The organism is Paenibacillus zanthoxyli JH29 (assembly GCF_000520715.1).
Taxonomy (GTDB): domain Bacteria; phylum Bacillota; class Bacilli; order Paenibacillales; family Paenibacillaceae; genus Paenibacillus_AQ; species Paenibacillus_AQ zanthoxyli.
This window is the reverse complement of sequence record NZ_ASSD01000571.1, coordinates 1-20,410: the sequence shown is the minus strand read 5'-3', so window position 1 is coordinate 20,410 and position 20,410 is coordinate 1. Positions and strand designations below refer to the sequence as shown.

Annotated in this window: 20 protein-coding genes; 19 read left to right on the top strand and 1 reads right to left on the bottom strand. The window is 52.9% G+C overall.

What is annotated here, in order from left to right; all coding sequences use genetic code 11:
* Positions 1 to 94 precede the first annotated feature (94 nt).
* The 15 genes from L691_RS0122255 to L691_RS0122185 all read left to right on the top strand — a co-directional run bounded on the left by L691_RS0122255 (position 95) and on the right by L691_RS0122185 (position 16,945).
* Positions 95 to 1,132, top strand: a complete 1,038-nt coding sequence (locus L691_RS0122255) for an LCP family protein (RefSeq protein WP_025692511.1) — start codon at positions 95 to 97, stop codon at positions 1,130 to 1,132.
* Between the two features lie 206 nt (positions 1,133 to 1,338).
* Positions 1,339 to 1,764 (top strand): CBS domain-containing protein, encoded by a 426-nt coding sequence (locus L691_RS0122250; RefSeq protein WP_025692510.1) that lies wholly within the window; start codon positions 1,339 to 1,341, stop codon positions 1,762 to 1,764.
* Positions 1,765 to 2,010: 246 nt separating this feature from the next.
* Entirely contained in the window at positions 2,011 to 2,313 is a 303-nt protein-coding gene (locus tag L691_RS0122245; RefSeq protein ID WP_025692509.1) for a MazG-like family protein, read from the top strand.
* Between the two features lie 6 nt (positions 2,314 to 2,319).
* Positions 2,320 to 3,240: a DUF2232 domain-containing protein gene (locus L691_RS0122240; RefSeq protein ID WP_025692508.1), complete on the top strand. Its 921-nt coding sequence runs from the start codon at positions 2,320 to 2,322 to the stop codon at positions 3,238 to 3,240.
* 11 nt (positions 3,241 to 3,251) lie between these two features.
* Positions 3,252 to 5,258, top strand: a complete 2,007-nt coding sequence (locus L691_RS0122235; RefSeq protein ID WP_025692507.1) for a DHH family phosphoesterase — start codon at positions 3,252 to 3,254, stop codon at positions 5,256 to 5,258.
* The gene (gene rplI, locus L691_RS0122230) at positions 5,255 to 5,701 is read left to right on the top strand and encodes a 50S ribosomal protein L9 (RefSeq protein WP_025692506.1); all 447 of its coding nucleotides are present in this window, start codon (positions 5,255 to 5,257) and stop codon (positions 5,699 to 5,701) included. Before L691_RS0122235 ends, rplI begins: the two co-directional genes overlap by 4 nt.
* 1 nt (position 5,702) lies before the next feature.
* Entirely contained in the window at positions 5,703 to 7,064 is a 1,362-nt protein-coding gene (dnaB, locus tag L691_RS0122225) for a replicative DNA helicase (RefSeq protein WP_025692505.1), read from the top strand.
* A 213-nt stretch (positions 7,065 to 7,277) separates the two neighbouring features.
* Entirely contained in the window at positions 7,278 to 8,564 is a 1,287-nt protein-coding gene (locus L691_RS0122220; protein WP_025692504.1) for an adenylosuccinate synthase, read from the top strand.
* Between the two features lie 213 nt (positions 8,565 to 8,777).
* Positions 8,778 to 9,440: a hypothetical protein gene (locus L691_RS0122215; protein ID WP_025692503.1), complete on the top strand. Its 663-nt coding sequence runs from the start codon at positions 8,778 to 8,780 to the stop codon at positions 9,438 to 9,440.
* Between the two features lie 330 nt (positions 9,441 to 9,770).
* Positions 9,771 to 11,306 carry a peptidoglycan DD-metalloendopeptidase family protein gene (locus L691_RS0122210; RefSeq protein WP_025692502.1) on the top strand — a complete coding sequence of 512 codons (1,536 nt, stop codon included), beginning with the start codon at positions 9,771 to 9,773 and terminating at the stop codon, positions 11,304 to 11,306.
* Between the two features lie 186 nt (positions 11,307 to 11,492).
* Positions 11,493 to 12,224, top strand: coding sequence for a response regulator YycF (yycF, locus tag L691_RS0122205; protein ID WP_025692501.1), 732 nt, complete (start codon positions 11,493 to 11,495; stop codon positions 12,222 to 12,224).
* Positions 12,224 to 14,053: a cell wall metabolism sensor histidine kinase WalK gene (walK, locus tag L691_RS0122200; protein WP_025692500.1), complete on the top strand. Its 1,830-nt coding sequence runs from the start codon at positions 12,224 to 12,226 to the stop codon at positions 14,051 to 14,053. The genes yycF and walK overlap by 1 nt, the downstream gene beginning before the upstream one ends.
* On the top strand, positions 14,050 to 15,342 hold the full coding sequence (locus L691_RS0122195; protein ID WP_025692499.1) for a YycH family regulatory protein: 1,293 nt from the start codon (positions 14,050 to 14,052) through the stop codon (positions 15,340 to 15,342). Before walK ends, L691_RS0122195 begins: the two co-directional genes overlap by 4 nt.
* A 27-nt stretch (positions 15,343 to 15,369) precedes the next feature.
* A complete protein-coding gene (gene yycI / locus L691_RS0122190) occupies positions 15,370 to 16,101 on the top strand; it encodes a two-component system regulatory protein YycI (RefSeq protein ID WP_025692498.1) in 732 nt (243 codons plus the stop codon).
* Positions 16,102 to 16,138: 37 nt separating this feature from the next.
* Positions 16,139 to 16,945, top strand: coding sequence for an MBL fold metallo-hydrolase (locus tag L691_RS0122185; protein WP_025692497.1), 807 nt, complete (start codon positions 16,139 to 16,141; stop codon positions 16,943 to 16,945).
* Here the strand turns inward: L691_RS0122185 and L691_RS0122180 are convergent.
* Complete coding sequence (locus L691_RS0122180; protein WP_025692496.1) at positions 16,914 to 17,120, bottom strand: hypothetical protein; 207 nt, start codon at positions 17,118 to 17,120, stop codon at positions 16,914 to 16,916. The two genes, L691_RS0122185 and L691_RS0122180, sit on opposite strands and share 32 nt — an antisense overlap.
* A 304-nt stretch (positions 17,121 to 17,424) precedes the next feature.
* On the opposite strand from L691_RS0122180, the gene L691_RS0122175 reads away from it, so the two are divergent.
* The 4 genes from L691_RS0122175 to L691_RS0122160 form a co-directional block, all read left to right on the top strand.
* The gene (locus L691_RS0122175) at positions 17,425 to 18,663 is read left to right on the top strand and encodes a S1C family serine protease (RefSeq protein ID WP_025692495.1); all 1,239 of its coding nucleotides are present in this window, start codon (positions 17,425 to 17,427) and stop codon (positions 18,661 to 18,663) included.
* 290 nt (positions 18,664 to 18,953) lie between these two features.
* Positions 18,954 to 19,154: a cold-shock protein gene (locus L691_RS0122170; protein ID WP_025692494.1), complete on the top strand. Its 201-nt coding sequence runs from the start codon at positions 18,954 to 18,956 to the stop codon at positions 19,152 to 19,154.
* A 104-nt stretch (positions 19,155 to 19,258) separates the two neighbouring features.
* The gene (locus L691_RS0122165) at positions 19,259 to 19,489 is read left to right on the top strand and encodes a cold-shock protein (protein ID WP_025692493.1); all 231 of its coding nucleotides are present in this window, start codon (positions 19,259 to 19,261) and stop codon (positions 19,487 to 19,489) included.
* A 209-nt stretch (positions 19,490 to 19,698) separates the two neighbouring features.
* Positions 19,699 to 20,410 (top strand): cytochrome ubiquinol oxidase subunit I (locus L691_RS0122160; RefSeq protein WP_025692492.1); only part of this gene is annotated, 712 nt, incomplete at its 3' end.

Sequence of the window (20,410 nt, the reverse complement as noted above, 5' to 3'; positions counted from 1 at the left end):
CCAATCCATGACCGCTCCATTCATGCGTCCGGACGGCCATTCCAATATATAGCACCTGTTAACTCTATTCTATTATACAAAGAAGGAATCTATTGTGAGAAAAAAGTGGAAAAAAAGATATATCGCCTTAATTGTACTTTTAGTTATCATCGCCGGAGGAGGGTATTTATTCCGTAAGCCGCTGACTGTTCTGGCCTTCGATCTGTTCCTGTCGGACAGGGTAGAAAGTACGCTGGCACAGAAATCTTACCAGCCGTTGACGCCGAAAGAAGATAATTCCGTGAAGCCTGAACCGATAGCCTATAAGAGCGATCCTTTTTCTGTGATGCTTCTTGGCACTGATCAGCGCAAGACGGAAACGGCCCGGTCCGATACAATGATCTACGCGGTGGTGCGGCCCGAGGATTATAAAGTGCTGCTTATTTCGATTCCCCGGGACACCTATACCGAAATTATTGGCCATGACGGCAATAAGAAGGACAAGATTACGCACGCCTACGCTTTTGGCGGTCAGCAGATGGCGAAGGATACGCTGGAGGCGCTGCTTGGGCATGATATTCAGTACTATGCGACCATTAACTTTCAAGGCCTGAAGGATACCGTTGACGCTTTGGGCGGACTGCCGCTGCCGATTAAGAAGACGATCGAGAACAAAGGCAAGGACCATGAGAAATTTACGATTGTGGGCGGGAAGTCTCTTTATAACGGCGAGGAGTCGCTTAATTATGTCCGCTACCGCGAGGACAGCGACTTTAACCGGACGAAACGCCAGCAGGTATTCCTGGATGTGCTTGCGAACAAAATGCTGTCGCTTAACCAGATCGGCAATGTGTCAGAGCTGCTGAACATACTGGGTGTTAATTTCAAGACTGACATGGAGCCTACGATGATTACCGACCTGGCCAAGAAGTTTCTGGGCGGCAAAGAGATGGACATTTCGAGCTTCACCGTTATGGGTGAGGGCACCCGCATCGGCGGCGTTTATTATGATGTTGTAAACGAAGAGGATCTGAACAAGGCGAAGGTGATGATTGACAACTGGATGAACGCCGGAACGCCGGTGGATCAGTTGATTGAGCCGGGAAAAGCGGGCGATGCTCTGGAAGCCAAGGCTACATCGGCCGCCCACTAAGACGAGACGGATTCGGACCGCTATTTTACTGTAAAAGAGACAGCAGCAGCCCTGGTGAACAGTTACCGGCTGCTGTTTGTTGTTCCTATGGTATACTAGTAGTGGAACTGCGGATTCAGCCGATACGTATAAATAAAACGGTCTCCCTGAACCAAGAGCAGGGAGAACCGTCATTCCTTGGGGGCTTTTTGAGGAGGACCAAGAAGATGAATATTGCGTTTTTTTTGCTTCCGAAGCAGGAGGTGGCCTTCGTTACGCTGGATTCCACCCTGCGCCAGACGCTTGAGCGAATGGAGCATCACAGATACACCGCTATTCCGATTCTAAGCAGCAATGGTGAGTACGCCGGTACAGTGACAGAAGGAGATCTGCTCTGGTACATGAAGGATTCACATGGGAAGGTTACGTTCGACAATGCGTCCAAATTTTTGCTCAAGGATGTTCCGATGCGGATGAACAACAAGCCGGTGTCCATCGACGCCGATATGGAAGATTTGATTAATCTGGCCAAGATTCAGAATTTTGTGCCGGTTGTAGACGACATGAACCGCTTCATCGGGATTGTCCGCCGCAGCCAAATTATCGGGTACTGCGAGAAGTTCGTGTCCCGTCAATCATTGGAATCTTTGTAAGCGGGATCACTCCGGTACAGAGGTTCGACAGTGCGGCCTGTATTCCGGCAAAAGGGAATGCGGGCCCTTTATTTCTGCGAGAAACGTACTTACGTTCTCAGGGGACGCCGTCAGGCATTTCTTTTTGAATCACCAGCGGCGCCAGGCGAAGGTGTTCCGGCTGAGGGGGGACCCGTGTTGCGAATGGGCATTTATGCTATAATGGAGAATAAAGCTTTTTCCCGGAGGTAGAGAGACGTGTCCAATATGCCGAAGGATTTGGATGTAGCCAAGCGGGCCAAGGTCATCGAATGGCTGAAGACCGAAGTCATCGACCAGGTTTCCAGACTGTTTAAAGCACTGTGGGAAGGCAGTACCGCGCGTGTCAGCGACAGCTTGGCGAGTTTGATCATGAGCTCTTATATTCTGGGCCGCAGGCTTGGCATTTCGTACCGCGATATGGACGAGGTGCTGCTGGAGAAGCTGAGGAAGCATCGGCAGGAAGGCCATCAGCTGGAAGATTGGTATCAGGATATATCTGCGTTAGAAGAACATATGCGTAAGAGGTGAACATTGTTGAAATATCGCTGGACATCCGTGGCCTGGAGTATTGTATACCTGCTCCTGCTGTTATCCCTGTCAACCCCTTTTCTCATCATCACGACACTGTTTATGATTATTCCGGCGGCCCTGCTGTTCACTACGCTGAATACAAGGCAGTTTATTTTAACGATTGCGCCCGTATGGCTTGTGCTGGGGCTGATCAGCCCGTTTTATATACTGATTGCCGCATATCTAATTGTTCCCGCGCTCGTAATGGGACGGCGATATAAGAAAAAGGCTACAGCTTCTTCGACGATACTTGCCGGCACAATTACCCTTCTGGGAGAATTTCTGCTGTTGCTCCTTCTGGGAAAGACTCTCTTCCAGTTCGATCTATACAATTATGTACACGATGTGCTGAATGAGATGCGGACGATGACGCTGTCCCCGATGCAGGAATTCGGAATGGGCAACTTTCTGGGAGGAAGCTCAGAGGACCTCAGCAACAATAGCCGCGCGTTCATCCAGGTGATTCCGATGGCGCTGATTATGTCTTCCTTCGTAATTACGGTGATCACACATTCGATCGTCCGGCCGATTCTGAACAGTATGGGATTTGCGGTACCCAAGCTAAAGCCTGCGCGTGATTGGAGAATTCCCAAATCGTTTATTTGGTATTATTTAATCGCTACAGTGATTCAACTGCTCTTTTTTAAATCGGATAACAGCTTTATGGTAATGATTACGGCCAACTTGGTTCCGCTGCTGCGGGTTTGCTTTATCATCCAGACGATTGGTTTCTTCTTCTTTATCGCCCATGAACGGAATTGGAACAGGATTATTCCGGTTATGCTGGGGGTAATGGCCATTATGCTGCCTCCGCTGTGGATTATCGGGATTATTGATCTGGTAGTGCCGCTGCGGGAAATGGTGTCCAAATCGAAAAAACGATAGGGTGAGAGTTCATGCCAAAATTTCTGCAAAAGCGCTGGCACGGCTATCACACCGTCTGGGCGTTCTTGCTCCTGCTGGTCCTGATTATTATAGTCAGCATTTATAGTTGGGTCCTGGGTGTCGTCTGCCTGTTTCTGGCCGGGACGCTGTGCTTCACAATGCTTAAGGCTGAAATATCGTTTCGGCGTAATCTTGTGGAATACATTAATGGCCTCTCTTTCCGCATCAAGCGGGTGGAAGGGGAAGCCATCGGAACGCTGCCGCTGGGCATTATTCTATACGGCGAGGACCGCTCGGTGGAGTGGAACAACCGCTATGCCGGGAGTATTTTTGCGCGTAAATCGCTGGTGAACGATCCGCTCCTGGAGCTGCTCCCGGATTTGACGCCCCTCGTAGGCGGCGGGGCTCCTGCGAAACGGGAAGCAGGCAAGGAGGGAGTCCAGAAGGAACTCCGTGCGGAAATCAAAGTTGACGAGCGCTATTACCAGGCGGTCGTTATTCCAAGCGAGAGGCTGCTGTATTTGTATGAAATCACCGAGCTGATCGATCTGCGGCAGCGATATGAGGAAGAGAAGCTGGCTCTTGGCATTCTGCTGATGGATAACCTTGATGAGGCCGCGCAGGGAATGGACGATCAGCAGCGGACTTCGCTGATCGCCAAGGTAACGAGCGAGATTACCGATTGGGCTAAGCAGTTTGAGGTTTATCTGCGCCGTCTTTCCTCGGAGCGTTATATGATGCTGCTGAATTACCGCAGCCTGCAGGCGCTCGAAGAGAGCCGGTTCGTTATTCTGGACGAGGTGCGGGAAATGACAGCTGATCTGAAGGTGCCGATGACGCTGAGCATCGGTCTGGCCTTCGGAGCGGAGTCGGCGAGCGAGCTCGGCGCTCTCGCTCAGTCGAGTCTGGATATGGCGCTCGGAAGGGGCGGCGATCAGGCGGCTGTTAAGGCGGGTCAGCGGCTGTCGTTCTACGGCGGCAAGACCAATGCGGCGGAGAAGCGCACACGGGTGCGGGCGCGCGTAATCGCTCATGCCCTGCGCGATTTGATTCAGGAAAGCGACCGGGTCATCATTATGGGACACCGCAATCCCGATATCGATGCCGTGGGAGCCTCGATCGGCCTGCTCCGGGCAGCGCAAATGTATAACGTGGAGGCCAATATCGTGCTTGAAGGGCCGAATCCTTCCATTACGCGCATGCTAGAGCAGATTCGAAGAGACGAAGAGCTGTACAGCTCTTTCATCACGACGGAGCAGGCGCTGCAGATCATGACCGAGCATACGCTGCTGATCGTAGTCGATACGCACAAGGCTTCGATGACGATGGAGCCGCGGCTTGTTCAATACGCCAGCCGGATCGTCGTTGTCGATCATCACCGGCGGGGTGAGGAGTTCATCAACGAAGCGGTGCTTGTCTATCTGGAGCCTTATGCGTCTTCCACCTGCGAGCTGGTCACGGAGCTGCTGCAATACATCCATGAGAAGGTCAAACTCAGCACACTGGAAGCGACCATGCTGCTGGCCGGCATTACGGTGGATACGAAGCAGTTCGCCCTTCATACGGGGTCGAGGACGTTCGAGGCGGCGGGCTTCTTGCGCCGGCTAGGCGCCGATACGATTCTGATTCAGCGGATGCTGAAGGAAGATTTGCAGGAGTACATTTCGAAAGCGGAAATTATCAAGCATGCCCGCATGGTCTATGATCATATTGCGCTGGTGGTCACGGCGCCCGGTATGAAAATACCGCAGCTTCTGATCGCCCAGACGGCGGATACGCTGCTGGGCATGACCAACGTGCTCGCCTCCTTTGTCATCAGCGAGCGTCCGGATGGCTTGATCGGCATCAGCGCCCGTTCGCTAGGGCGGATGAATGTGCAGGTCGTCATGGAGAAGCTGGGCGGCGGCGGGCATTTGACTAACGCGGCTGTACAGCTTGAAGGAACAAGCAAGGAAGCAGAGGCCAGACTGCTGGAGGTGCTGGCTGAAATCGAAGCGAAAGAGGGTCTGTTCGAATGAAAGTTATATTCATTAAAGACGTTAAAGGTCAGGGCAAGAAGGGCCAAATCAAAGAGGTATCGGAAGGCTATGCCACTAACTTCCTGCTGCCGCGAGGCATGGCCCGTCCGGCGACCGAAGGGAATATGAAGACGCTGGAGAATCAGGCGGCTGCCGAGCAGCGCCGCAAGCAGCAGGAGAAAGAGGAAGCCGAGCAGCTTGGAGAGAAGCTGAGCGGGCTGGAACTCACGATGAAAGCAAAAGCGGGAGAGGGCGGCCGGCTGTTCGGCGCCATTACAAGCAAGCAGATTGCCGAAGCGCTGGCAAAGGCTAACGGAATCACTATCGACAAGCGCAAAATCGAGCTGGAAGAACCGATTCGTCACCTGGGAACAACGCAGGTTCAGGTGAAGCTCCATACGGAAGTCAAGGCTGTGCTGAAGGTTCAGGTAACGGAGGAGTAGTATGGGCGGAGATCTCTTTTTCGATCGGGTTCCCCCGCAGAATCTGGAAGCGGAGCAGGCGGTAATCGGCGCTATCCTGCTGCAGGATGAAGCGCTGATTGCCGCCATGGAGCGGGTGAATACCGAAGATTTCTACGACAAGCCGCATCAAATGATCTTTGAGGCGATGATACAGCTCGGAGAAGAGAACCAGCCGATTGATTTGGTTACCCTTACGGCCAAGCTTCAAGACAAGGGAGAGCTTGAGACAATCGGCGGAGTCAGCTATCTGGCCAAGCTCGCGCATGCCGTTCCTACTGCGGCCAATGTGGATTATTACGCGCAGATCATTGAAGAGAAAGCGATGCTGCGCAGGCTGATCCGGACCGCCACGCAGATCGTAAGCGAAGGCTATACCGGCGGCGAGGATGTCGCCGATATGCTGAGCGACGCCGAACGGCGTATTCTGGAAATCTCCAACCGGCGCAGCGGCAGCGGGTTCATTGCGATCCGCGATGTGCTGATGGAGGTTTTTGACCGGGTGGAGATGCTTCACCAGAATAAAGGAGGCACGTCCGGCATTCCTTCCGGCTTCGCCGACCTCGACCGGATGACCAACGGCTTCCAACGCAATGATCTCATTATCGTCGCTGCCCGTCCGTCGGTCGGCAAGACGGCCTTTGCGCTGAACATCGCCCAGAATGTGGCGGTGCGCGCCAGGGAGACGGTAGCCATCTTCAGTCTGGAAATGTCGGCCGCCCAGCTTGTGCAGCGGATGATCTGCGCCGAAGCGAATCTGGATGCGAACACTATGCGCACCGGCGACTTCAAGAGCGATGATGACTGGTCCAAGCTGACGATGGGCATTGCCTCGCTGTCGGAATCGGAAATCTATATTGACGACACGCCGGGTATAACCGTCGCCGATATCCGGGCCAAGTGCCGGAGACTCAAGAAAGAAAAAGGGCTGGGCATGATCGTGATCGACTACCTCCAGCTCATTCAGGGCCGTGGCAAGGGCGGAGAGAACCGCCAGCAGGAGGTATCGGATATCTCGCGGACGCTGAAGCAGATTGCGCGGGAGCTGGATGTGCCGGTAATCGCCCTGTCCCAGCTCAGCCGGGGCGTAGAGCAGCGTCAGGACAAGCGGCCGATGATGTCGGACCTTCGGGAATCGGGCTCCATCGAGCAGGATGCGGATATTGTCGCGTTCTTGTACCGGGATGATTACTACAATCAGGAGACCGAGAAGAAGAACATCATCGAGATTATTATCGCCAAACAGCGTAACGGCCCTGTCGGCACGGTAGAGCTGGTATTTCTGAAAAATTTCAACAAGTTCGTCAACTACGAGCGCGCTCACTCCGAACCGTTTGCAGGCTAAGGATAATCATGACAATTTCCGAACGATTGTACATTTTTTTGTGCAATCGTTCGTTTTTGTTTGACTTTAAAAATGACGGCTGGTACACTGGTAATTGTGCTTTAGCGGATTAAACTGTCTAAAGCGTCCGTCAGGGCTGTGTACATAGCGGTATGTAATGAGCCCTATCAGAAAAATAATGGTGCTCCGAGCAGCATCTACGGAGGAATGAACATGTCAACGGTAGTCGTTGTGGGAACACAATGGGGAGACGAAGGCAAAGGTAAAATCACGGACTTTCTGGCAGAGAGCGCAGATGTGGTCGCCCGTTATCAAGGGGGCAACAATGCCGGCCACACGATTCTGATTGACGGCAAGAAATTCAAGCTTAGCCTGATTCCGTCGGGCGTCTTCTATAAAGAAAAGACTTGTGTCATCGGTAACGGCATGGTAATCAACCCGGCCGCCCTGATTGAAGAAATCAATTATATCCACGAGAACGGATTTGATACGGATAACCTGGTCATCAGCGACCGCGCCCATGTCATCATGCCTTATCACATGGTACTGGATGCGCTTGAGGAAGACCGGAAGGGACCGAACAAAATCGGTACGACCCGCAAGGGCATCGGCCCGGCGTATATGGACAAAGCGGCCCGCAACGGCATTCGGATCGCCGATCTGATGGATGCCGAAGAATTTGAGCTTAAGCTGCGCCATTTGATGAATGAGAAGAATCAAGTCATCACCCAAGTATATGGCGGAGAGCCGCTTGATGTGGAAGAGACTTTGAAGCAGTATCTGGAGTATGCGGAAATGCTGCGCCGCTATGTAACGGACACTTCGGTCGTGCTGAACGACGCCATTGATGCGAACACTAAGGTGCTGTTCGAAGGCGCTCAAGGCGTTATGCTCGACATCGACCAAGGAACATATCCGTTCGTAACGTCCTCCAATCCGTCCGCAGGCGGCGTCTGCATCGGCTCCGGCGTGGGGCCTTCGAAGATCAAGCAGGTCATCGGGGTGGCCAAATCGTATACGACGCGTGTCGGCGACGGTCCGTTCCCGACTGAGCTGAATGATGAGATCGGCGATTTGATCCGTGAGACCGGCCATGAATACGGCACCGTTACTGGACGTCCGCGCCGGGTCGGCTGGTTCGACAGCGTCGTTGTCCGCCATGCCCGCCGGGTCAGTGGTCTGACCGGACTGTCCCTGAACTCGCTGGACGTGCTGAGCGGCCTGAAGACAGTGAAGATTTGCACCGGCTATAAATACCGCAGCGAGGTTATTACCCATTATCCCGCAAGCCTGAAAATGCTGGCCGAATGCGAAGCTGTCTACGAAGAGCTGCCGGGCTGGGACGAGGATATCACCTCGGCCAAGACGCTGGATGATCTGCCGGAGAACACGCGCAAGTATGTGGAGCGCGTATCCGAGCTGACCGGCATTCCGATCGCGATCTTCTCGGTCGGACGCAACCGCGACCAGACGAACCAAGTTCTGCCGATTTACGAATAATTAGCAGCGAAATCCCATATATCATACGCATTTAAAAACCGCAGAGAGCCTGCAATGGCTTTCTGCGGTTTTTTACGCGTCCATTCCGAATCTTGGCGCATCTACCGAAGCACAGCTTCCGCATGAATAAGCGGACGAACGTTTTCCGGAGCCTATATTGGTCAATACTGGTAAGATAGCAAGCGGACGTATTGATACAAGGGAGAGATGGGAATGAAATTCGTGAAGCGTACGCTGGGCATCTGCTTAATCGTAGTGCTGGCCAGCAGTCTGTCCATTCTGACAACGGGCGTTATCGTAAATGCGTATGTTCAATCGGTCATGTCCGGGCTCGGCCTGAAAGTGGATACCCCGGCTCCGGGCTTCGGCGGAATGCTGAGCAGCCTTATGGGCACAAGCGGCAAGGGAGCCGCCCAAGACACGGTAAAAGACGATGACAGCTCTGCGGAAGCGGATAGCTCTAAGACGCAGGAGCCGTCCGGTACGGGCGGCAGCGGCGAGACCGTTCCTGCGGCGACGGCCGGCACCGGAGGAGGCGCTGGGGAAGACAAGGCGCCGGACAACGCGCTGCCCGTCATGGGTGAAGCATCAAGCGAAGAGCAGAGCGGCAGCGCGCAGGATCAGCAGCTGGTCATGACTCCGGAGGCGATGAAGGATTTGAAGGACAATTTGCCGTCCGATGAAAAAGTCAGTGTGTTCAATATCTTGATGAACAAGGTTCCCCAGGATGAGATGCAGAAGATATCCGCTGCCATGGAGAACGGGTTGACGGCGCAGGAGGTCACGGAGGTTCAGTCGATAATTTCCAAGTACGTAACGCCGGAGGAATACGACAAGCTGATGAAGATACTGACTTCCGGCACGGGCGGACAGTAAGGACGCAAACCCATAATATAGCTCGGGAAACAGGGCTGCCCAAGGCCGCTATAGACGGTAAGGGACGGCCCTTTTGCATGACACCGCATTAAAGGGATGGCCCAGATGTTACCTCTTGAGCGAAAGTTGAAATTTTTATGCAGGCTGTGGTAAAGTAAACAGGGACCGAAATTGGTTAATTTTTTGTAACCTTTTGCCATATCATTCCAATAAAATTTTCGATTTTCGCATGTAGGATGCATTCCATCGGCAAAATATAGATTAAGCGGTCTTACCAAAGTTCCGGCTGCAAAGCGATACTACAAAGGACAGTCTGAAAGGGAGAGTTTCGTGAAAGGATTGAAGTTTATACGTGGGCTGATGAAGCAGCAAGAACAAGCTTCCATGCCTGTGGCTGAGCGGAATGACGATGCCGGGGAAGGCATGATGTCCGCTCCAGTGGTTCATCGATCGCGGCGGCGTCTGCTTCTGACATGGCTCGCGGCATCCGCCGGCCTTGCGCTGCTCACGGTCTCGTTCATCGGGGCGCATAAGTATTATGTAGAAGCGAATACGGAGGTCTATTACCGGGTTCTGCTGCACGGCAAGGAAATCGGAACGCTCTCCGACAAGGACAGGCTGAAGGCGTTATTTGAGGAGAAGCGCGAGGAGTATCAGAACAAATACCCGGATGAGGTTATGGTTCTGCAGACGGACGGCATTACCACGGCCGCGGCCAGCGGCTATAAGCCGGTGATCGACAACGAGGGAACGCTGGATAAATTGGATGGGCTGCTTAAAGCATACGCCGTCGGCGTTCAACTGGTCGTAGACGGGAAAGCCGTCGGTATCGTTAAAGACCAGGAAACAGCCGGGGCTGTGCTTCAGGAAGTAAAAGCCTACTACATATCCGGGAAGAAGGAAGCGTCCGGTGTTCCGCAGTTGACCAAGACGGCGGCGGCGTTATCCGCTCCAGCATCCTCAGGAGATAAGGTAGAGTCGGCGGATATACGCGAGCAGATATCCGTGAAGCCGGTAAAGGCCGACCCGAATAAGGTGCTGGATGTGCAGGGGGCGGTCAAGCTGCTTACCGAAGGCGTTGAGGCGCCGCTCGTATACACGGTGCAAGAAGGAGACACGATCTCCAACATTGCCAGCCGATATGGAATTACGCAGCAGGAAATTTTCCAGAACAACCCGGACGTGAAGGAACTGACGCTGCAGATCGGAGATGAGCTTAATCTGACGGTGCCGCAGCCTCCGGTTACCGTCGTAACGACGGAGAAGGCGGCTGAGCAAATCGTGACGGAACCCGAAGTGATCGTGCGTACCAGCGATCTTCTGCCCAAAGGCAAGACGAAGGTGGTGCGTCCGGGCCAGACAGGGCTGAAGGAGATGCAATACCGGCTGACCAAGGAGAACGGCGAGGTCGTCAAGGAAGAATGGCTCGGCCAGACGGTTCTCAAGGCTCCGCTTCCTGAAGTCGTATACCGCGGCACCAAGGTAGCCTATGAAGCTTCCGGATCATTTGCCTGGCCAGTCAGCGGCGCGATCATTTCCAGCAGCTTCGGCGAACGCTGGGGACGGCCGCATAAAGGACTCGATATGGTATCCGGCAACCGGACGATTAAGGCCGCCGACGCCGGAACGGTATCTTTTGCCGGAGTACAGAACGGTTACGGCAATGTTGTCATTGTCGACCACGGCAACGGATATTCAACATACTATGGCCATTTAAGCCAAATTTCCGTTTCCGTCGGCCAGAAGCTGGGGCAGGGCTCCACGATCGGAATTATGGGTAATACCGGCCGATCCACGGGCACCCATCTGCATTTTGAAATCCGCAAGAATGGTACAGCCATGAACCCGCTAAAATATTTGCAGTAATTTGTCATGACTCCATAGCCGCTCGGGTAAATTCCCGGACGGCTTCATTTTTATCAGGAATAAATATCCATTTTTTCTGCATTGAGGGCTTGACTGCGTACTTCGTAGGATGTGACGAGCGGACAGGTATGCTAAAATGAGTGAAGAAGCTTTAATAGTAACATAGAAGGGTGAAAACGGTGGATTATGGGGATGGGAACGATTTTGGTAGTGGACGACGAACAGCCTATTGCCGATATTTTAAAGTTCAATTTGGAAAAAGAAGGGTATGAGGTCGTCTGTGCTTTTGACGGTATAAGCGCTGTGGACCTGGCCTTGTCCAAACGGCCCGATCTCATGCTGCTTGATCTCATGCTGCCCGGCAAGGACGGTATGGATGTATGCCGCGAGGTGCGGTCCGCCCACCTGGATATTCCAATCATCATGCTAACCGCCAAAGACGGGGAAATCGACAAGGTGCTGGGTCTTGAGCTTGGGGCGGACGATTATGTAACCAAGCCGTTCAGCACGCGCGAGCTGCTTGCCCGGGTTAAAGCACAGATGCGGCGCCAGCACAAGCCGACTCCCGCAGAAACGCAGAGTGAGCCGGATGAAGGCAAGCAGGGCGTTCACCATTTTGATTTGTTTATAGATACCGACATGTATACGGTCTACAAGGGCGGTGAACCGCTTGATCTGACGCACCGCGAGTACGAACTGCTCTATTATATGGTCCGCAACGCCGGGAAGGTCATGACAAGGGAGCATTTGCTCCAGGCAGTCTGGGGATTTGAATATTTCGGAGACGTACGCACGGTCGATGTGACGATCCGGCGGCTGAGAGAGAAAATCGAAGAGAACCCAAGCAAGCCGGAATATATATTTACACGGCGCGGGCTTGGATATTTGATGCACAGTCCCAAAAGCGGAGGATTGTGATGAAGGCCATGTCCTTTTTCCGGACAATTCAGGCGAAGCTGATTATTATTTACGTGCTGCTGATTCTGATCGCGATGCAGCTGATCGGCGTTTTTTTTGTGAGTTCGATGAAGAATTCGCTGACCGATAACTTCACGAAGGATTTGAAGGCCCGGGCGGAAATGCTGTCTATTCTGACAGCCGATAAATTCAGCAGCGAAGCCGGCGGAACGAGTGAAGAGTCGTCGGTGGACAGCCTGCGCGGCATGGTCAACAATCTGTACATCAACGGCGCGGAAATTCAGGTGCTCGATGCGAGCGGCAAAATTATCACCACCTCGGTACAGTCGCAGAGCGACTATGTCGGGCGGCGCAATACGCAGACGGTCGTCAGCCGCGCGCTGCAGGGCATCAGCGACAACGAGGAGTATATAATTGGCGACGATAATGTGCGGAAGAAGGTCGTGGCCAAGCCGGTATGGTCGGGCGGCAAGGTCGTGGGCGCCATATACATCGCGGCCGATATGAAGGATCTGTATGCGACGATGGGCCGGATCAACAGCGTATTCATCTCCGGACTTCTCATCGCGCTGGCACTGACGGCGGTGCTCGGCGTCATACTTGCCCATACGATTACGCAGCCGATTAAGGAGATGACACGGCACGCCACGGCGGTAGCCGAAGGAAGCTTCGACCGGAAGATGCCGATCTTCGGCAATGATGAAATCGGGCAGCTGAGCAAGGCGTTCAATTATATGACCGGACGGCTGCGGGATGCGCTGTCCCAGAACGAGGAAGAGAAGGAGAAGCTCGCTTCCATTCTGACGAATATGAGCGACGGCGTGGTGGCGACGGACGAAACCGGCCGCGTCATTCTGATGAACCTCCGGGCATCCCTGATGCTGGGGGCGGAGGAGCCGCTGCCCAGGGGGCTTGCACTGGATAGGCTGCTTGGCCTCGAAGGCGATCAGACGCTCGCTTTGTCCGTCGGCACGGCGCAGTCCACGATGCTGAGGCTTAAATCTTCCGAAGAGGAGGAACCGAACATCGTGCGGGTAACGTTCACGCCGATTCACCGCCGTGAGGGCGGAATCGCCGGAACGATCGCGGTGCTTCAGGACGTCACCGAGCAGGAGAACCTGGAAGCGTCGCGCCGCGAATTCGTGGCCAATGTATCGCATGAGCTGCGGACGCCGCTGACGACGATCAAGAGCTATGCGGAAGCGCTGGGTGACGGTGCGCTGGAAGATCCGCAGCTGGCCGGCCGCTTTGTCGGCGTAATCCGCAGCGAGACGGAGCGGATGATCCGGCTCGTTACCGATCTGCTGCATCTGTCGCGGCTCGACTCCAGAGAAGCGCAGCTGCGCTATCAGGAGACAGATATTGCCGAGATGCTGGAGGATGTAGCGGACCGCTTCTCCTTCCAAATCCGGCAGAAGCGGATTTCCATCCGCACGGTCGTCCGCCGGGAAATCTCCACGGCTTGGCTCGACAGGGATCAGATTGACCAGGTGCTCGGAAATCTGGTGTCCAATGCCCTGAAATATACGCCGGAGGGCGGCCGCATCGAGATTGAGGCGGGACGTAATTCCGAAGGAATGCTGGAGATCTCTGTCTGTGATTCCGGGATCGGCATTCCGAAGAAGGATATTGAGCGCATTTTCGAGCGCTTTTACCGGGTGGACAAGGCGCGTTCGCGGAATATGGGCGGAACCGGACTCGGGCTTTCCATTGCCCGGGAAATTGTTAAGGCGCACGGTGGCGCTATATCGCTGCAATCTGAACTGAACAAAGGCTCTAAGGTTACCTTTACGCTGCCTCTGGAGAAGCTTAGGAGGGATGAAGCGTGAAGGAACGGATCAAGTCCTGGATTCTGGCGCTGCTCGTCCTTGGCAGCCTGGTAGAGAGTTATTATTTGATCTATCGTCTGCCTGGCAGCGATTCAGCGGTCTTCTCGGAGAATTTATATGTGAAGACAGACAATATGGGGCCTGAGGAAAAAGTTGAGAATTTGCTATTTCCTGATAAAATGATCATTCATTTGGGAGAAAACAAGCACACCTTGTTTTACCCAAGCTCGACCTTCTACAACCTGATTCTTACCCGGCTGAAGGGACGAAGCTTCGAGAGCTTCCAGCGCCGCTCCGTCCAGAGCTTCAACTGGGACAAGATCCGCAGTGAGAATCCCGGAATCGAGCTGTCGTTCCGTTCCGGCATTCCCGTAGCGCTGCTGCAGCGGGTGATGCAGCTGTCCCCGGATTCTCTGTTCGCCGGGGAGAGCGTCGACCGGATCTGGATATACAGCGGGAAGAACGATTCGAAGGCGCATGCCGTTTTTTTCAGCACAAGGGGTGACATCGTGTATGAAGCGGCCAAAGCCGATCTTACCGTGCAGGATGTACAGCAGCATGTGGATTTCGGTAAATCGTGGACGCCTTACACAACGTCAAATGGCAGTTATTATGTTCCGGAGAGCAATCTGTCGCTTGTGGCGGCTGAGCTGCCCTCCAAGCTATATACGGTAGAGCAAATGCAGAGCAGCCTGTTCTTCGATAGCGGGAGCACCCGGTATATTCGGGAAAAGGACGGCTCGGAAATCTATACGGACAGCAAGCGGAGCCTCCAAGTGGATCAAGAACATCATTGGATGAGTTACAGCGACCCCGCAGCGCTGCCGGAGGGGGAGAGCACCGATGCCAAGGATGTGCTGGAGGCGGTTGATTTTGTCAATCAGCATGGAGGATGGAACGGGACGTACAAGCTGGAAGCGGCGGAGGAAAGCAATCAGGACCGGCTTGTTTCCTTCCAACAGTACTACGGCTCCTATCCATACGGGGCGTACCCGGTACTGGATCAGCCGAAGCTGCATTACGGGCTTATCGATTTGCGGCTGCAGCAGGGGACGGTTACGACCTACGAACGGTCATTGATGTACAGCGAGGATGATAAAGGTTCGAAAAAGATTGTGGAGCTTCCCGGCGGGGACACTCTGCGGAGACAGCTCGCGGGGATCAGCCAATCTTCGGCGATTCGCGACCTGTACCCGGTCTATCTGCCGGTGGTCAAAGGAGATAAGCTCGAACTGACTCCGGTATGGAAGGTCGATTTTAGTAACGGAAGCTCGCTTACGCTGAAGTAATACTACATGATTAAAAGGAGGAAGGGCATGGACTGGGGGAGAGCAAAAAATGTGCTGATCTATTCATTTCTGCTGCTGAATCTGCTGCTGTGCTACCAGCTGTGGGTCGACCTGCGGGAGCAGGTCAGCGCTAATCTAGACTTCACCTCGCTTTCCGGCTCAACCCAGCAAATCATGGAGCAGAAGAATATCCGCATTTTGTGCCCTATTCCGGCGGCTACGCCAGGGCTTCCCGATATTACGTACCGCTATTCGGCCGGGGATGGGAACGGGACGGTTCAGCTCACCCGGCCAGTTGACAGCAAACTGATTTTTTCCTTCACCGAGCTGAGCGGGGAACTGGAGAGCCAGATTCCCGATATCGGAAATTACCGCTTCGATCCCTTGGAAAGCGAGGTCGGCAAATTCGTACTGCATCCTCTGGTCGACGGCAAATGGCCTCTGTTCAGCGTAAGGCTGGAGCTGGTCTACAACAACCAGAGAATCGTCGCTTACCGCAAGCCGCAGATTGATATCGGGGAAGGCGGAAAAGGTGAAGCGCAGAAGGTGCTGCCGGCTTCGAAGGCACTGGGCAGTCTGATCGAGAAGTTCTTCCCGCAGGGCGCGGCAGTGAAGGAAATCGAGCTGGGCTACTACGGAGAGCTGTTTAATTCCGAGAGCCAGGTGGCGGCGCCGATGTGGCGGTTCCTGTTAGAGGATGGGAAATCTTATTACGTCAACGGCATCAGCGCCGACATTATCAGTCCCAAGACACCTTAGTGAAATAACGGATTACGAAAAAAGAGGAGCAGGAGCTATGGGGATTTCATTTACGGTGCTGTCCAGCGGTTCAACCGGCAATGCCACCATTATACGGGGCGGCGGGACGACACTGATGATTGACGCAGGTTTGAGCGCGCGGCGGATTGAGGAGCTGCTGGCGATGCGCGAGCTGCGGGGAGAGGAGATTGACGGGATACTCGTAACGCATGAGCATTCCGATCATGTCAAGGGTCTCGGCGCGGTCGCCCGTAAATTCAATCTGCCGATCTATGCCAACAGCAATACATGGAGCGCAATTGAGAAGGGCATCGGGAACATCGAGGAGCATAACCGGCACGTTCTGGAGACCGGGCAATATAAAGATTTTGGAGATATGCGGGTGGAATCATTCGCCATTTCCCACGATGCCGCCGAGCCGGTCGGCTACAATTTCTATGAAGGCAAGGAGAAGCTCAGCGTGGCGACCGACCTCGGCTATGTCAGCGACAAGGTGAGAGCAGCCATCTCGGATGCCGACGTACTGGTGCTGGAGGCCAACCATGATATCGAAATGCTGCGGATGGGGCGGTATCCGTGGAATACGAAACGGCGGATACTTGGCGATATGGGCCATCTGTCCAATGATGCGGCGGGTGCGGCGCTCAGCGAGATTCTGACGGGACGCACCAAGCGGACCTATCTGGCCCATTTAAGCCGGGATCATAATATGATCGAGCTTGCAAGAATGTCCGTTCGCGGAGCGATGGAAGACAGAGGCTGCTTCTATAAAGACAGCGAGTTCAGGCTATGCGACACCTACTACGACCGGCCTACGCCATGGGATAAGGTGAGCGAATCATAAGATCGTCGAGATCAGACATTTTCCGCTCAAGCTCCTGGCGTGTGATCAGTCCTTTGTCAATCAGCAGTTCGACCGCTGCGGTTAGAGCGAGTGTCATATGATAGTGTTCATCTTTCAGATCGCCTAGCTTACCGATAAATTGAGCCAAATCCATACTTGAAGTAAAAGAATCCATAGCTGTTTCTCCTTCCACTATTTGTTGTTTTTTATTTTCATAAAGACGGCGCCGATAGCGGCGCTATGGTACAATAGAAGGGTATGAGAGGCCGAGGTTGCATACTGCTTTTCAGTCCGCTTTTCTAGAATTATAGTCTGATAGGCTGCAAAGTATTCCACTTTTACGAGAATGAGCGCTTCAGGGTCACTAGCAGGTGAAACATTTTGCCCCGGAATGCAGTCTAATAATGAGAACTAGGGCCCTGCGGGAAGGCAGGCCCATAACAGATACGCAAGAGTTAAACAGGGGAGAGGATGACAGAATGGGTCTGTTTGATGATGATTTCTATTCAACCAAAGTATCCAGACGGAGAGAACGAAAAGTCTCAAAACGCCCAATGCCCCGCCGCTGGTCCAAACCCTTCAGAGGACGGAGCTTGTCAACGATGCAAGTGTCCGCGATTTGCTCCCTGATCAGCGCAGTGGTCGCAGTTCTGCTGTTCAGTCTCGTTACAGGCCAGCTGGCCCATCCAAAGGGTGCGGTGCCTGCCTTCATTCAGAATATCACCCCAAGCAGCGGCGATCCTTATGAGCGGATTATCAAGGCGGCGGCTACTGTCCGTCCGGCGGTTGTCAGCATCATCAATCATAAAGAAGAGGAAACGAAAGAAACGCTGGATGAGTCGGCGCTCGGATCGGGTGTGATTTATAGGAAGACCGGCAATAAGGCATTCATTATAACCAATAACCATGTCATCTCCGGAGCGGGCAAGCTTGAGGTTGTCACAGTGGACGGCGAGACTCGCAAAGCCGAGCTTGTCGGCGCGGATAAAGTCAGCGATATTGCCATTCTCTCCATTGATGGCGGAGGAATTAACACCATTGCGCAGTTAGGAGATTCCTCCAAGCTTCAACTAGGGGAAACAGTGATTGCGATCGGCAATCCGCTGGGTCTTGGGGACACGCTCACCTCGGGTATTGTCAGCTACACGAACCGCAGCATCCCGGTATCCCTTAACCAGGACGGCGTCTATGATTGGGAGCAGGAGGTTATCCAGACCGATGCCGCCATTAACGAAGGCAACAGCGGCGGAGCGCTCGTGGATCTGAACGGCCGGGTAATTGGCATTAATACGATGAAAATATCCGACACCGGCGTGGAAGGGCTCGGGTTTGCCATTCCGGCTAATCATGTCATCAAGATCGCGGAGGAGCTGTCTCTTAAAGGGAAGATCGTGCGCTCGTACCTGGGCGTGTACTCCATCGATTTGAATAATCCGTACGTTCCGCTTGCCGAGGACCAACGCAAGGCGCTCAATCTGCCGAGCAGCGTCAAAGAAGGCGTTGTGGTTCTTGATGCCGTTGGTCCGGCCAAGGAAGCTGGACTCAAGCTGAACGATGTCATTACGAAATTTAACGGCCAGACAATCGACTCCACGCTGAGCTTGCGCAAATATTTGTACAACGAGACCAAGATCGGCGATCCGCTCGTTATCACTTTTTACCGTCATGGCGTAGAGCAGGAAGTTACCGTTACACTTAAAGAAAAACCGGGGGAATAATTCCGGCGGGAGCAGTATATACTAGTAAAGCGCTGCTGAGGAAAGGCTGGCAGAACCTAATTTGGAAAGCCAGCCTTTGCGGTAAAAACTGGATAATTTCCGGGTGCTTAACTTGCCTTTGCTGACGCGATGTGCTACTATGATATTAATCATAATTTTAATTTGAGGCCTGAATTTTCACATTGAAAAGGGTTGTCAAGTTGGAGATACAGCCTTTTTCAATGTGTGAATTTTTTCTTTGTTCAAAGATAAAAATAACATGTTAATTTATTTTTTGGAGGCATACACCAATGCAAACAGGTACAGTTAAATGGTTTAACGCAGAAAAAGGCTTTGGCTTCATCGAAGTTGAAGGCGGAAACGACGTATTCGTACACTTCAGCGCAATCGTCGGCGACGGCTTCAAAACGTTGGACGAAGGCCAACGCGTTGAATTCAACGTTGTTCAAGGCAACCGTGGACCACAAGCCGAGAACGTTGTAAAACTGTAAAATCAACCACCGTCCCGCCTAAGAATCGGGACGGTCTTTTTTTAAAACGAAAGCTAATCACCTTTTACCATACTTTGCATGTAGAGAAATGGAGGGGAACGGCAATGAACTACCGGAAGAAACCAGTGGAAGAAATACCGGAAGAGAACACCGCCGTATGGTCCTGCACGAACGATGATTGCAACGGATGGATGAGAGATAATTTTACGTTTGATGTCGCGCCGACCTGCCCTCTATGCAACGCGCCGATGAAGCAGGATATGAGAATGCTTCCCCAGCTGCTCAACTCAAACGTCAACCCTAAAGCGTTGAAGAAGGGTATTTCCATTTCTTAAATGGGGTATACTTAATATAGACAATAGAGAAACAGTTAAGACGGAAAACCGTCTTATTTTTTTTGCTTTTGTCAAAAATTTTGTGATTAATGTCACAAATTTATTGGTTTTTACCGATAAAAATGATTATAGGTGTGATAAACGTCACAATTCACCTCTTAAAATTTTGACAAAATAGAAGCAATTAAATGGGAGAAGGAAGGGAGAACATGGACACAATTATGCTGTCGCGCATGCAGTTTGCGTCGACAACGATTTTTCACTTTTTCTTTGTGCCGGTAACGATTGGATTATCATTCATCGTCGCGATTATGGAGACCATGTACGTCCGCAGCGGCAACGAAGAATACAAGCGAATGTCAAAATTTTGGGGCAAGCTCTTTCTCGTGAACTTTGCGATCGGGGTCGTGACCGGGATTTTGCAGGAATTCCAGTTCGGAATGAACTGGTCGGATTACTCGCGCTTTGTCGGAGACGTATTCGGGGCGCCGCTTGCGGTTGAGGCGCTGCTCGCGTTCTTCCTTGAATCGACGTTCATCGGAATCTGGATATTCGGGTGGGAGAAGGTTTCCAAGAAGGTCCATCTGCTGTCCATCTGGTTTGTGGCGATTGGGACCACGCTGTCGGCTTTCTGGATTCTGGCGGCGAACTCATTTATGCAGCACCCTGTCGGATATACGATCAACAACGGGCGGGCGGAGATGAATGACTTCTTTGCGCTGATAACTAACGGTCAGGTGCTGGTCGAGTTTCCACATACCGTATTGGGCGCTTTTGCAACCGGAGCCTTTCTGATTATCGGCATCAGTGCAATTAAGCTGCTAAGAAAGCAGGATGTCTCGTTCTTTCAAAAGTCTTTCAAAATCGCGGCGATCGTCGGCATTATCAGCTCGATTGGCGTTGCCTTTGCGGGTCACTGGC